The following is a 12264-nucleotide window of genomic DNA, read 5'->3' as shown; positions in this document are numbered from 1 at the left end:
CTCCCCCTCACCTATAGGGCTTACGCCTTTATCAAGCCTTACATCCCAGAGGGATCGACAGGCGCGCCGAGGCAGCTTGAACCGGAGGGCCATGCAGCCCAGGCTGGGGCGTAGACCGGGAGGCGCGGCCATGTACCACCAAGGCAATCGGGATCTGCAGGACGCGTTCGGCAGCCGGGCGCTGGCCGATCGCCTGCAGCAGGTGACCCGCCATGAGGCCTTCACCCCGGCCGACGCCGCCTTCATCGCCGCCCAGAGCTTCTTCTTCCTGGCCACGGCCGATCGGGAAGGGCGGCCCGATTGTTCGTTCAAGGGCGGTCCGCCGGGCTTCGCGCAGGTGACGGCGCCCGACGAACTGATCTTTCCAGACTACGATGGCAACGGCATGTTCAAGAGCCTGGGCAACATCGTCGCCAACCCGCATGTGGGGCTGCTGTTCATCGCCATGGGCGAGAAGCCGGCGCGTATCCGGGTGAACGGCGTGGCGCAGGTGCTGACCGGCGATCCGCGCATGGCCGACATGCCCGGCGCCCAACTGCTGGTCCGGGTGACGCCCACCGACATCTTTCCCAACTGCCCGCGCTACATTCCCGACCTGAGCGCCGGGGCGGCCTCGTCCTATACGCCTGCCGAGGGGGAGGCACCGCTGGAGCCGGCCTGGAAGACCTTTCCGGTCTTCGCCGACGTGGTCCCCCCACGCAGACGCTAGAGGGACCAGCGATCTTCACGCCCGAAGGCGTGCTCCGCCGCCGGGTCAGTCGAGTATCTTGCCTGGGTTCAGGATCGACTGCGGGTCGAGGAGCGTCTTCAACGCTTTCATGAGGGCGAGCTCGCCGGCGTTGCGGGACATCGGCAGGTACGCCTTCTTGGACAGCCCGATGCCATGCTCTGCGCTGACCGATCCGCCGATGGCCTGCAAGGGGCCGTAGACGATGTCCTCGACCGCCTTCTTTATCCCCGGCCCCTGCTCGCCCGGCCAGACGAGCACGTGCAGGTTGCCGTCGCCCAGGTGACCGAAGACGTAGTTGTCGACCTTGGGCCAGCGGGCGCGGAGCTTGTCCTCGACCTGGGCGACATAGGCGGGCATGTCGGCGATCCGCAGCGAAACGTCGAAGGTGATCGCCGGCCCGTTGCGGTTCACCTGGCCCACGTCGTCGCGCAGCGCCCACATCTTGGCTTGCTCGGCCTGGCTCTTGGCGATGACGGCGTCGACGACCAGGCCCTCTTCCAGCGCCCGACCCAGCACCTGCTCGAACCGCTCGGCGTCGGCGGCCTTGTCGCCGCCGAGGGATTCCACGAGGACATAGTACGGGTAGCCGCGCGGCAGAGGCGGCTTTCCCTTGGCCGGTTCGGTGGTGACGAGGTCGTAGAAGGCGGGCCACATCACCTCGAACGCCGACAGACTGCCGCCGAGGCCCGCCTCCAGCCGCCGCAGGAGGCGTGGGATCGCATCGAAGTCCGCGACGGCGAGGTAGGCGGTGTTCTGGCTCACCGGTGCGCTGCGCAACCGCAGCACCGCGCGAGTGACGACGCCGAGCGTGCCTTCCGAGCCGATGAAGAGCTGCTTCAGGTCATAGCCGGTGTTGTTCTTCATCAGGCGGTTCATCGAACTGACGATCGTGCCGTCGGCCAGCACCGCCTCCAGTCCCAGAACCATGTCGCGCATCATGCCATAGCGCAGGACCCTGTTGCCGCCGGCGTTCGTGGAGATGTTGCCGCCGATGGTCGCCGACCCGCGTGCGCCCAGGTCGAGCGGCAGCAACAGGCCTTCGGCCTCGGCCGCCTCGCAGGCCGTCTGCAGGATGACGCCGGCCTGGACGGTCATGGTGGCCGAGGCGACGTCGATGTCTTCGATCGCGTTCATCCGCTCCAGGCTGAGGGCCACCGCCCCCTCGGCCATGGCCCCGCCCGCCAGACCGGTCTTCCCGCCCCAGGGCGTGACCGGACAGCCGAAGCGGTGGGCGATGCGCAGCACGGCCGACACGTCCTCGGTCGACTTCGGGTAGACGACCGCGATCGGTGCTCCCAGTCTCATCCAGGAACCCTGCGCCTTCTCCAGGGCGGCCTCTCCAGCGAAGACGGCGCCGGACCCCAGCGCCTGGCTGAGCGCCTCGGTCAGTTGAGCGTGGGAAGAGCTCTGCATCTGGCTTGGACCTCGCTGGAGCCAGGATTAGTAGGCGCCGCGAACGGACGCTTCAAGGCGTCTCTGTGCGCCGAAGCGGCTGGCGACGGACGAGCCGGGCGTAGGCGATGGCCCCGTAGAGCAAGATCAGCAGGAGCAGATTTGCAAGTTCAGGCGCCTGTTCGCCGAGCGAGGCTCCCATCTGATTGGCTCCGACCATGAGATGGATGCCCGGCGTGGTCGGTAGGAGGCGGGCGAGGGCCGCGAGCCAGGTCGGCGTCTGCTCCACGGGCCATGAGAGATTCGACAGGAAGAAGATGGGCAGCGAGGTGATGATCCAAAGCTGGACCGGCCGTTCTCGTGTCCTGAAGACGCTCGCCAAGGCCATGGCGCCGCAGACGACCGCCGCGACGAACAGCGTCGCCGACACCATCAGGGTAAGGGCCTGGGCGCCTGCGCGCGGATAGTCCTGAAACCAGAAGACGAAGCCGATATAATAGAGAACTACTGAAAGTCCGATCGCGAAGAACGCGAGTGCGGCGCCGGCGAAGGTCGCGGGAGAGAAGGCGTGGGGGCCGAGCGCTTCGCGCCGGGTGGCGGCCAGCATTCCAATTCCCATGACCATGGTCTGCTGGATGATCAGGAAGGTCACGCCCGGAACGACTGCGCTGCCATAGCCTTCGCGCGTATTGAACAGGGGGCGGGCGATCACGGCCAGCGGCGCGGCGGCGGGCGCGCCCTTGGCCATCGACTGGCTGACGGCGGCCTCGCGTCCGAGCGCGGCGAGCGCGGTTCCCAGGCTGGCGAGCGAAGTGCTGCTGCGGAGCAGGAAGGCGCCGTTGCCGTAGAGCGCCACATGTCCCTGTTCGTCACGCAGGATGGCGCGTCCGAAGCCGTCGGGGATCAGGACGAAGGCGTCGATGCGGCGTTCGCTCATCAGCCGCAGGGCTTCTTGTGAAGAGGGGGCCTGAGCCACGATCTGGGCCTGCTGCAACCCGCGCACCTTGACGGCCAAGGCGCGGCTGGCGGCCGTGTGGTCGTTGTCCACGACGGCGACCGGGATGCGGACCACGACCTCGCCGGAATAGGCGGCCGGATAGAAGAACGAATAGACGATCGCCGAGCCCACCATCAGCAGCAGGACGGCGCGATCGGCGAGGATCGCGCGAAAGGTCGCGAGGAAGGCCTTGCCGATCATCGCTTCCCCCAGAGGTCGGGGCGATGGGCGGCGCGCAGGTACCTGGGCAGCCCGATCGTGGCCCCAACTGCCAGGAAGACCAGCAGGATGAGGATCTGGCGCAGCGACACCGCGGCGGGTGCGGCCATGACGAACTGCTCAGCCCATAGATTGGCGAAGGCGGTGAAGGGCAGAAGCGCGCTCCAGACCCGCGCGAAGGCCGAGGCGGACTCGACCGGAAAAATGGCGCCGGCGAACGCGAACGAGGCGCCCGCATAAATCCCGGTGAGCGACAGCGACTGAGCCATGGAGCCGGTGAGGCCGACGAACAGCAAGGCGACTCCGGCATAGGCGAGATACATGGCTGCGTATCCGACCAGGATCAGGGCCAGGCTCCCGGCGACGGGCCATCCCCGGATCGTTGCGAGGTACAGGCTCGCAGCCAGGCCCCAGGCCATGAACACGGCAAGATAGGGGGTAAGCTTGCCGGCCACGCGGGCGAGGTTCTCACCCGTCGATCCGCTCAGCCAGGCGCCGATTGCGCCATCGCGCAACTCGCGGCCGAGCGCACTGACGACGGCGACCATGAACACCAGATGCAGCATGGCCGGATGCAAGAGGCCGACAAGCTGTAGTTCGTAGCTGCCCTGGGGGTTGTAGAGGACCGTGGTCTGAGCGCTGACAGGGGCGGCCCTGACCTTGCCGGGGCCGGCGACCGCGGCGGTCTGACGGGCCGACAATACCCCGGCATAGGCCTGAATTGCGTTGCTGGCTTCGCGCAGGGCCGCGCCGGACGGCGTGGAGTAGCTGGCGTTGAAGAAGAGCGTGATCTTCCCGGTATCGCCCCGCAGGGCGTCGCGCGTCTCCCCAGCGGGAATGAAGACCAGCAGGTAAGCCTTGCGCATCCGCACCAGCCGCTCGCCGGAGGCCATATCGCCGGTCTGTTCGACGACCTTCAGGGCGGGCGCGGCGTCGAGCCGGCGGATGAGCTCGCGGCTGAGGGCGCTGGCGTCGGCGTCGACGACCACGATGGGCAGATCGCGCATCACGCCGCTGGACATTTCGACCGCCAGGAGCGCCATCAGGGCCAGCGGCGCCAGGCTCAGCAGCGCCCGGTCCCAGAAATGGGTCGCCAGGAAGGCGATCTCCCGTCGCAAGGACCCCTGGAAGGCGCGCAGAGCGGGTTTCACTGGGGCCAATCGAAGAGAACGGTCATCCCCGGCCGAAGGCCCTCGATCTTCTGGACCGGTGCGGCGCGGACCTCGAAACTCTTGATGTCGAACCCGCGCGATTGGCGGGTGGCGCGCCAGGTCGCGAAGTCGCCGGCGGGGGCCACGAACTCGACGCGGAAGGCGGCCGAACGCGTTCCGAGGGCCGGGACCGATCCCTTGATCGTCACGCCGCGTCGCAGGCCTCTCAGTTGGTCCTCGCGAACTGTGAGCGTGACCCAGGGGTCTTGGACCTGCGTCAGGGTGAAAACGGGAAAGCCCTGCGGAACGAGTTCGCCCGGCTGGGCCAGGCGGCGCCCGATCTCGCCGTCCGCAGGGGCGTAGATCTTCGTTTCGGCCGCAGCGGCTTCCACCTCGGCGACGGCGCCTTGGGCCTGGCGCACCTGGCCGCTGGCGGCGGCCCGGTCCTGTGGGCGGGCGCCGGCGAGGGCGGCGTCATACTGCGCGCGCGCCGCGCGGGCGCTCTCGCGCGAGGCGATCGCGTTGGTTCGCGCCTCGTCCGCCTTCTGTCCGGAGATCACGCCCTGGTCATGGAGGCGCCCGGTCCGGCCGGCGGTCTCCTCGGCCAGGTCGGCGGCGGCCTGGGCGCGGCGCCATTGAGCCTCGGCGGCGCGAACCTCTTCGCGGCGGGCGCCTTCCTCGGTCTTGTTCTCAACGGCCTGTGCGCTGGCCAAGGCGCCATGCGCCTGCTCGGACTTGGCCGCCACCTCGGGGCTGGTGAGCGAATAGAGGAGCTGGCCTGAACGAACCAGCTGGCCTTCATTGACGAAGAAGCGCTCGATCCGACCCGTCACCTTGCTGGTGATGCGGATCTCCCTGGCGTCGACCATGCCCTGCAACTGGTCCGGAACCGGCCGGTAGCTCAGCCAGAGGCCAAGCGCCAGCAAGGCGGCGATGAGTCCGCCGATGACGATGGGCTTGGAGATGCGCCGGCGGGATGGCGGCGGGGCCGCGTCATCGACGGCCTTCGTCGTGGGGTCGGTCATGGGATCACCCGGTCGGCGCGCGTGAGATAGTCGGGCAGTTCGTTCATGCGTCCGCTGGCGTTCAGCAGTTGGGCGAGCGCCTGGATGTAGTCGTTGGCCGCTTGGGCGCGCTGTAGTCGCGCCTTCCCAAGTCCAAGCTCTGCATCGATCACGTCGAGCGATGTCGCCTGTTGCTCCCGGTAGGACAGGGTCTGGAGCCGGAGGTTCTCCTCGGCCGAGGTGATCGAACTGTCGAGCAGCAGAAAGCGCCGGCGCGCAGCCTCCGCTTCATTGTGAAACTTGGTGACGCCGATGATGATCTGGGTCTCGGCTTCTCGTCGCCCAGCCTCGGCCTGGTTGCGCGTCTCGCGGGCCGCCTCCACCATCTGTCGTCGGCCAAGCCCCGAGAGCAGCTTGTATTTGACCCCGACGCCGAAGGACCAATCCGGGTCCGTAAGCAGACTTTCCTCGCGGTCGAAATTGTACTGCGCGAACCCGTAGACCGTCGGCCGCATCTTCGCCCGCTGCAGGTCGAGGCCCGCCTGGGCCTGCTCCTCGATCGCCTGGAAGCGCTCGAGCTGCGGGTGGGCCTTGAGGGCGCCGGCGAGATAGGTGTCGCGTGGCGGCAGGGGGCTGGAGTTCACCGACAGCAGGCTTGTCGGGCGGACGCCCGTCGGCGCACGCAGCAGACCCGCCAGGACCGCGTTGGCGCTGGCGAGGTCCGAGATCGCCTTCTCGTATTCGCGCGCGGCGTCATCGCGTGCGACCTCCGCCTGGAGGCGCTGGGCGCGGCTGATGAAGCGCTCTTGTTCGAGCTTGGCGGCGTCGGAGGCGTGACGTTCGAGGCCGGCGAGGACGTCGCGGCGGACGCCGAGCGCCCGCTCGGCCAGTTGCTGACCGAAATAGGCCTGGGTCAACTGCAGGAGCTGGCCCTCGACGGTGAGCGCCAGATCGGCCTTGGCCTGCGCCACCTGTGCTCGGGCCCCAGCCTGCGTCGCCGGAATCTGACCGCCCGTATAGATCGGCAGGGTCGCCGTTGCGATCGGCCGGGTGCTCGACCGCTCCGTCTGGAAGTGGAGGCGGTCGGGAACGCCCAGGCTCCCGGCCGCCGCCGCGAAAGGCCCGAGCGGCAGGATCAGGGTCTTCTGGTAGTCCAGCAACTGGACGTCGACATCCAGGTCGGGGCGGCCGAGCGTGCGGGTCGCCGCCTCCTGGGCCGACAGGCTGCGCAGGTGGGCGTTCTGGGCTTCGACGGCGTCGGACCGTTCGACCAGCCGTTGTTGAGCCGCGCGAAAGTCGAGCGCGATGGGCGCCGCCTCCTGGGCGGAGCTCGCCGTCGCGCAGGCGAGCGCGAACACGACAAGAGCGGGCCGCATGCGAAAAGCGTCGGTCTTCATCCGGAGGCGTCCATCAGACGGCTTTCGACGGTTGGTCCACGTTTGTACCGAACGGTGTTCTGGGCGCGTGCACAAGCCGGCGCGGAAGGACCTTAACCTCCGGTGGGGCGCCTTTGCGATGGGGGAGCCGGCGCCCATCGGCTCTGCGGGACGTCGCTCGCCAAGCGGCTCTGACCGCTCAGGTTCGCCTGCGCCCTTTCCTGCGAAGCTCGGCCCCGCTATCCAGGCGTCGCTGGGGAGGGGACCAGGTCCGCCGCCCGCACGTCCATTCAGCGGAAGTCGGAGGATCTCATGGGCCAGAAGCGGTTGGGAAAAAGCGCGATCGTCGTGTCGGACATCTGCATGGGTACGATGACCTTCGGCTCCCAGGCCGACGAGGCCATGTCGTTCCGCATCCTCGACAAGGCGTTCGACGCTGGGATCAACTTCTTCGACACCGCCGAGAACTATCCCGTGCCGCCCAAGCCCGAGTGGGCCGGCCGCACCGAGGAGATCGTCGGCCGCTGGCTGAGGACCAAGGACCGCGACGCCGTCATCCTGGCCACCAAGGTCAGCGGTCCGAGCCACGGCTGGATCAAGAGCGCCCAGCGCGCCGGCATGACCGCCCTCGACCGCCACAACATCGTCCGCGCCATCGAGGCCAGCCTCAAGCGCCTGGGCACGGACTATGTCGACCTCTACCAGACCCACTGGCCCGACCATGGAACCGGCTATGAGGAGACGCTGCGCGCGCTGGACGACCTGGTCCAGGCCGGCAAGGTCCGCGTGATCGGCTGCTCGAACGAGACGACCTGGGGGCTGACCAAGTCCATCGCCGTCGCCGAGCGCGAGGGCACGGTCCGCTACGAGACGATCCAGAACAACTTCAGCCTCAACAACCGCCGCTTCGAGGACGAACTGGCCCAGGCCTGCCGCCAGGAAGGGGTGAGCCTGATTCCCTATTCGCCGATCGCCGGCGGGGTGCTGTCGGGCAAGTACAACGGCGGGGCCAGGCCGGACGGTGCGCGCTTCTCCAACTATCTGAAGCTGGGCGGCCGCCAGGCCGTGATGGCGGGGCGCTATGTCAACGACAAGTCGCTGGCCTCCACCGAGCGCTTCGGCGTGATCGCGCAGGACGCGGGCATGTCGCTCGTGACGCTCGCGACCGCATGGAGCAAGCAGCACGACTTCGTGGCCTCGACCATCGTCGGCGCGACCCACGAGGACCAGCTTCCCGATATCTTCGCCGCGACCGACGTGACGCTCGGCAAGGACGTGCTTGACGCGATCGACAAGGTCTCCAAGGAGATTCTCTACCCGATGGGCTGAGGCGTCGTCGGGAACGACAAGCGACCAGGGAGGGTCAGATGATCGCCTATTCGACATTGGGCGTGGACGATATGGACCGGGCGATCCGGTTCTATGATGCGGCGTTCGCTCCGCTGGGCGCGGTGCGCCGGGAAACCAGCCCGACCTGGACCGGCTACGAGCGCGAGGGTGAACGCGCGCGGTTCTTCCTGACTCGGCCCTTCGACCGCGAGCCGGCCACCTACGGCAATGGGACGATGCTGGCGTTCCAGGCGCCCGACCGCGCCGCGGTGGACGCCTTTCATGCGGCCGCGCTGGCGGCCGGCGGCGCTTGCGAAGGCCCGCCCGGCGTGCGCGAGGGCATGAACCCGGTGTTTTACGCGGCCTATGTGCGCGACTGCGACGGCAACAAGCTGTGCGCCTTCGTGCGCAAGTAGGGGCAGGGCGGCCGGCGCGATGACGGCCGCCATCAAACCATACGGCCTGGGAGCCGGCCGTCGGTCTCCCTAGTTCGCATCCTCGCCGTCGGCGGATCTGAATCGACAGCGTCCGTTAGTGCGCCGCAGCGAGATGGCGGAGCATACTGACCACAAGATTTATAAAACCAAGGAATTGCCGGGCGTCGCGCTCACATTGCGGCGCCGAAGGCTCACCGCGCTTTCTTCCCAGGGAATTTATGGGGACGCCTGAGCGTTAGGGCAAATTCGACCGCGCCTCGCGTCAAAGTGTTTCGGCCTTGAAAAATGCTCTGGTGCAAACCGGCCCGTAGGGGGATGGTAATTGTACTCGCGAGTCAAAAAGCGCTTCGGCGGGAGTCGGAGCGGGGGGCGAGGGGAGGAAAAATCAATGCTAAATCGCAGATACCTCTGCGGCGGATCATGGTTGGCCGTCGCTATGGCGTTGGCCGCCGGTCCGGCCGCAGCCCAGTCCGGCGGCGCGGCCACGGTCGAGGAAGTGGTCGTCACCGGCTCGTTCATCGCCGGCACGCCGACCGACGCGGCCTTGCCGGTGAATGTCATCGGGGCCCAGGACCTGCAGAAGCAGGGCTCGCCCAGCACCGTCCAGTTGGTCAAGAACCTCAGCGCCGCCCAGGGGTCCATCGGGGAAAGCAACCGCTTCCTCGGCACCGCCGCGGGCGCGGCCACGGTCAATCTGCGCGGCTTCGGCTCGCAGCGGACCCTGGTCCTGTTCAACGGCCAGCGCATGGCGCCCTCGCCCGCGGCGGTGGCCATCGAGTCCGTCGACATCAACTTCATCCCCAACGTGGCGATCGGGCGGATCGAGGTCCTGCGCGACGGCGCGGCCGCCACCTATGGCTCCGACGCCGTCGGCGGCGTGGTCAACTTCATCACCCGCCGCGATCTCGAGGGCTTCGAGGTCACAGCCAACTATTCCAAGATCGACGGCTCATCGGGCGACTACGACATCAGCGGCGCCTACGGATGGAAGTTCGACCGCGGCAACCTGCTGGTCACCGGCACCTATCGTCGCCGCAGCGAACTGCGCACCACCGACCGCGACTGGGCGCTGCGCCCGTTCGCCGAAAACTTCTACGGCGGCTGGTCGACGGCCTCGAACCCCGGTGTGTTCACCACGGGCACGGCGGCTCAACTGGCCAGCGGCACGTTCTCGCAGTCCTTCGTCGACAATGGCTGCGCAGAGCTCGGCGGCGTGCTGGTCAGCGCGGCCAGCCCGGCGTCCGGCTGTCGCTTCCAGTTCACCCAGTTCGACAATCTGGTGAACGACGAATACCACTACAATCTCTATGCGGAGTTGAACTTCGCCGTCACCGATGACATCGATTTCCACGCCGAAGCCCTGTGGGCGCGGCATGACGTGCCCGACGAACGTGTCTCGCCGGCCCAGTCGACCACGCAGTTCCCGACGCCGATCATGGCCTCGGGCGGATCGCCCGGCGGCGGCACCTCGCCCTATCCGGCGGTCGGCCTGAACCAGCAGTCGCGGTTCTACATTCCACCGACCAATCCCGGCCTGATCGCGTTCCTGTCCAATGCGGCCAACTGCCCGGCGCTGGGGACGATCTGCACCAACGCCGCCGCGAACGGCGCGATCGCATCCCAGACCCTGTGGCGGCCGGAAGGCTATGGCGGCAATCCGCTCTACGCCGACGGCGCCGACCACCAGCATCGCCAAGCCACCGCCTACCGCTTCAGCGCGGGCCTGAAGGGACACATCTTCGATGACATCGGCTGGAACCTCCAAGGGACGTTCCAGGAAAACCACGGCGTCGCCGGCGCCGGCCCGGACATCGCGGTCAGCCGCCTGCAACTGGCGCTGCGCGGCCTGGGCGGAGCAGGCTGCAACCCGGCCACCGGGACGCCCGGCGTCGGGCCTTGCATGTACTTCAACCCGTTCGCCAACGCCTATCCCAGGGCGATGGGACTGGGCGGGGTCAATCCCTACTATGTGGCGAGCGCCAGCAACGACAATCCCGACCTTCTGAACTGGCTGCACCAGGACCTGACCGGCGACACCCGGACCTCGCTCTTCGTGGTGGAAGGCGTGTTGAACGGCAAGCTGCCGATCGAACTGTCCGGCGGTCCGATCGGTTGGGCCCTGGGCGCGCAGTACCGCTATGACCGCGTGCAGATCAGCGTTCCGGACTATTACGACATCAACGCCGCGCCTTGCGTGGACAGCAGTCCCTACGGCGACGGCCTGCCCAGTTGCGGTACGAGCGGCACCGGGGCCTTCACCTTCTACTCGGCTGTCCAGGAATACGATGTCGACCGGATCGTCTCTTCGGTCTTCGGCGAAGTGAAGCTGCCGATCACCGACCGGTTGGAGCTCTCGGGCGCCGTGCGGCACGAGTACTATGGCGGCCGGATCGGTTCGACCACCAACCCCAAGATCTCGATCCGCTGGCAAGCGCTGGATTGGCTGGCCCTCCGCGGCTCGGCCGGTTCGACCTTCCGCGCGCCGCAACAAAGCGACATCACGCCTGGGAACGTGCGCACCCTGGCCCAGTTCAACCTTCCGGGCGTCGGTTCGCTCTATCGCCCGGTCGACCAGGCCAGGAACCCCGACCTGCGGCCGGAAACCGCCGACACCTACAATGTCGGCCTCATCCTCAGCCTTGGGAATTTCCGCGGAACGGTCGATTACTTCCGCTTCAAGTTCAAGGACGAGCTAACCAACGAGACTGCGGCCGCCCTGGTCTCGACCATGTTCCCCAGCACCACTCCCTCGACGTGGCAGTGCAACGTCGCGGCCTTCCGCAGCCGGTTCAACTTCGCCGATGACGGAAATCCGGCCACCGACGACTGCACGCCGGGCAATCTCCTGTCGGTGAAGACCAACCTCATCAACGGGCCGAGCGTCGACACCTCCGGCGTCGACTTCCAGGGGACCTACTACTGGGACGATGCGCTGTTCGACGGCGACCTGACCTTCGGCGCCGACGGCACCTACACTATCGAATACAAGCGTGGCGCGCTGATCACCCTCGACGGCTACACCATCTCGCCGGCCCTTGATCGCGCCGGCAAGACGGAGCTGCTCAGCGCCTTCTATTCCTATCCGAAGCTGCGCGTGAACGCCTATGTCAACTGGTCGCGCGGGCCGCATAACCTGCGTTGGACCACCCACTACAAGTCCGGAACCGACAACATCGTCGGCGCTTCGGTGCTGAAGACCGACGACGAGGTGACCCACGATTTCGTCTATCAGGGCCAACTGCCGTGGGACACGGCCCTGACCATCGGCGTGATCAATGTCTTCGACTCAGATCCGCCGTTCACCCGCAGCCAGTACAATTACGATTACACCAACGCCTACATGTTGGGCCGGGTGTTCCAAATCGGCGTCAAGAAACACTTCTGACGATCAGATCCAGCAACCTGTCGGGGCGCCGCGTGCGCCCCGATTTTTTTGTCCGCCATAGGGGCGCCGTGCGGACGGCATAGCTTGGGAGCTGCAGGGATGGCGGCTTCTGGCACGACTAGGTCCAATCGACATTCAGGGATTCCCGGGTCGTTTGATGCGTGATTCATAGGTCTCCGCTTAGGCGGAGGCCTTTTGGATGGCGGCTAAACGATATGAACTGAGCGAGGCGCAGTGGGCGCGG

Annotated in this window: 9 protein-coding genes; 4 read left to right on the top strand and 5 right to left on the bottom strand. The window is 67.2% G+C overall.

Going from position 1 to position 12264, the window contains the following annotated elements; translation table 11 throughout:
- Nucleotides 1-130 precede the first annotated feature (130 nt).
- Complete coding sequence (locus tag ACE3TL_RS06365; protein ID WP_374577884.1) at nucleotides 131-709, top strand: pyridoxamine 5'-phosphate oxidase family protein; 579 nt, start codon at nucleotides 131-133, stop codon at nucleotides 707-709.
- Between the two features lie 45 nt (nucleotides 710-754).
- Here ACE3TL_RS06365 and ACE3TL_RS06360 read toward each other — a convergent pair whose 3' ends face one another.
- From ACE3TL_RS06360 to ACE3TL_RS06340, 5 genes are read right to left on the bottom strand one after another with little or no spacing between them, the layout of a single operon-like run.
- Nucleotides 755-2143, bottom strand: a complete 1389-nt coding sequence (locus tag ACE3TL_RS06360; protein WP_374577883.1) for an FAD-binding oxidoreductase — start codon at nucleotides 2141-2143, stop codon at nucleotides 755-757.
- Between the two features lie 52 nt (nucleotides 2144-2195).
- Nucleotides 2196-3320: an ABC transporter permease gene (locus ACE3TL_RS06355; protein WP_374577882.1), complete on the bottom strand. Its 1125-nt coding sequence runs from the start codon at nucleotides 3318-3320 to the stop codon at nucleotides 2196-2198.
- Nucleotides 3317-4489 carry an ABC transporter permease gene (locus tag ACE3TL_RS06350; protein WP_374577881.1) on the bottom strand — a complete coding sequence of 391 codons (1173 nt, stop codon included), beginning with the start codon at nucleotides 4487-4489 and terminating at the stop codon, nucleotides 3317-3319. Before ACE3TL_RS06350 ends, ACE3TL_RS06355 begins: the two co-directional genes overlap by 4 nt.
- Nucleotides 4486-5514 carry an HlyD family secretion protein gene (locus ACE3TL_RS06345; protein WP_374577880.1) on the bottom strand — a complete coding sequence of 343 codons (1029 nt, stop codon included), beginning with the start codon at nucleotides 5512-5514 and terminating at the stop codon, nucleotides 4486-4488. The genes ACE3TL_RS06350 and ACE3TL_RS06345 overlap by 4 nt, the downstream gene beginning before the upstream one ends.
- Nucleotides 5511-6869 carry a TolC family protein gene (locus ACE3TL_RS06340; protein ID WP_374577879.1) on the bottom strand — a complete coding sequence of 453 codons (1359 nt, stop codon included), beginning with the start codon at nucleotides 6867-6869 and terminating at the stop codon, nucleotides 5511-5513. The genes ACE3TL_RS06345 and ACE3TL_RS06340 overlap by 4 nt, the downstream gene beginning before the upstream one ends.
- A gap of 363 nt (nucleotides 6870-7232) precedes the next feature.
- Here ACE3TL_RS06340 and ACE3TL_RS06335 point away from each other — a divergent pair, with 363 nt between their 5' ends.
- The 3 genes from ACE3TL_RS06335 to ACE3TL_RS06325 all read left to right on the top strand — a co-directional run bounded on the left by ACE3TL_RS06335 (nucleotide 7233) and on the right by ACE3TL_RS06325 (nucleotide 12020).
- The gene (locus ACE3TL_RS06335) at nucleotides 7233-8198 is read left to right on the top strand and encodes an aldo/keto reductase (RefSeq protein WP_374577878.1); all 966 of its coding nucleotides are present in this window, start codon (nucleotides 7233-7235) and stop codon (nucleotides 8196-8198) included.
- A 38-nt stretch (nucleotides 8199-8236) separates the two neighbouring features.
- A complete protein-coding gene (locus tag ACE3TL_RS06330) occupies nucleotides 8237-8614 on the top strand; it encodes a VOC family protein (RefSeq protein WP_374577877.1) in 378 nt (125 codons plus the stop codon).
- 409 nt (nucleotides 8615-9023) lie between these two features.
- Complete coding sequence (locus tag ACE3TL_RS06325; protein WP_374577876.1) at nucleotides 9024-12020, top strand: TonB-dependent receptor domain-containing protein; 2997 nt, start codon at nucleotides 9024-9026, stop codon at nucleotides 12018-12020.
- Nucleotides 12021-12264 lie beyond the last annotated feature (244 nt).

Origin of the sequence: Phenylobacterium sp. (assembly GCF_041920015.1) — a bacterium.
Classification (GTDB): domain Bacteria; phylum Pseudomonadota; class Alphaproteobacteria; order Caulobacterales; family Caulobacteraceae; genus Phenylobacterium.
This window is presented reverse-complemented; position numbering and strand designations above follow the sequence as displayed.

Bases quoted from the DNA above. Each gene is read 5' to 3' on its own strand.
- ACE3TL_RS06365 (WP_374577884.1), top strand. From the start codon at position 131: ATGTACCACCAAGGCAATCGGGATCTGCAGGACGCGTTCGGCAGCCGG.
- ACE3TL_RS06360 (WP_374577883.1), bottom strand. From the start codon at position 2,143: ATGCAGAGCTCTTCCCACGCTCAACTGACCGAGGCGCTCAGCCAGGCG.
- ACE3TL_RS06355 (WP_374577882.1), bottom strand. From the start codon at position 3,320: ATGATCGGCAAGGCCTTCCTCGCGACCTTTCGCGCGATCCTCGCCGAT.
- ACE3TL_RS06345 (WP_374577880.1), bottom strand. From the start codon at position 5,514: ATGACCGACCCCACGACGAAGGCCGTCGATGACGCGGCCCCGCCGCCA.
- ACE3TL_RS06340 (WP_374577879.1), bottom strand. From the start codon at position 6,869: ATGCGGCCCGCTCTTGTCGTGTTCGCGCTCGCCTGCGCGACGGCGAGC.
- ACE3TL_RS06335 (WP_374577878.1), top strand. From the start codon at position 7,233: ATGGGTACGATGACCTTCGGCTCCCAGGCCGACGAGGCCATGTCGTTC.
- ACE3TL_RS06330 (WP_374577877.1), top strand. From the start codon at position 8,237: ATGATCGCCTATTCGACATTGGGCGTGGACGATATGGACCGGGCGATC.
- ACE3TL_RS06325 (WP_374577876.1), top strand. From the start codon at position 9,024: ATGCTAAATCGCAGATACCTCTGCGGCGGATCATGGTTGGCCGTCGCT.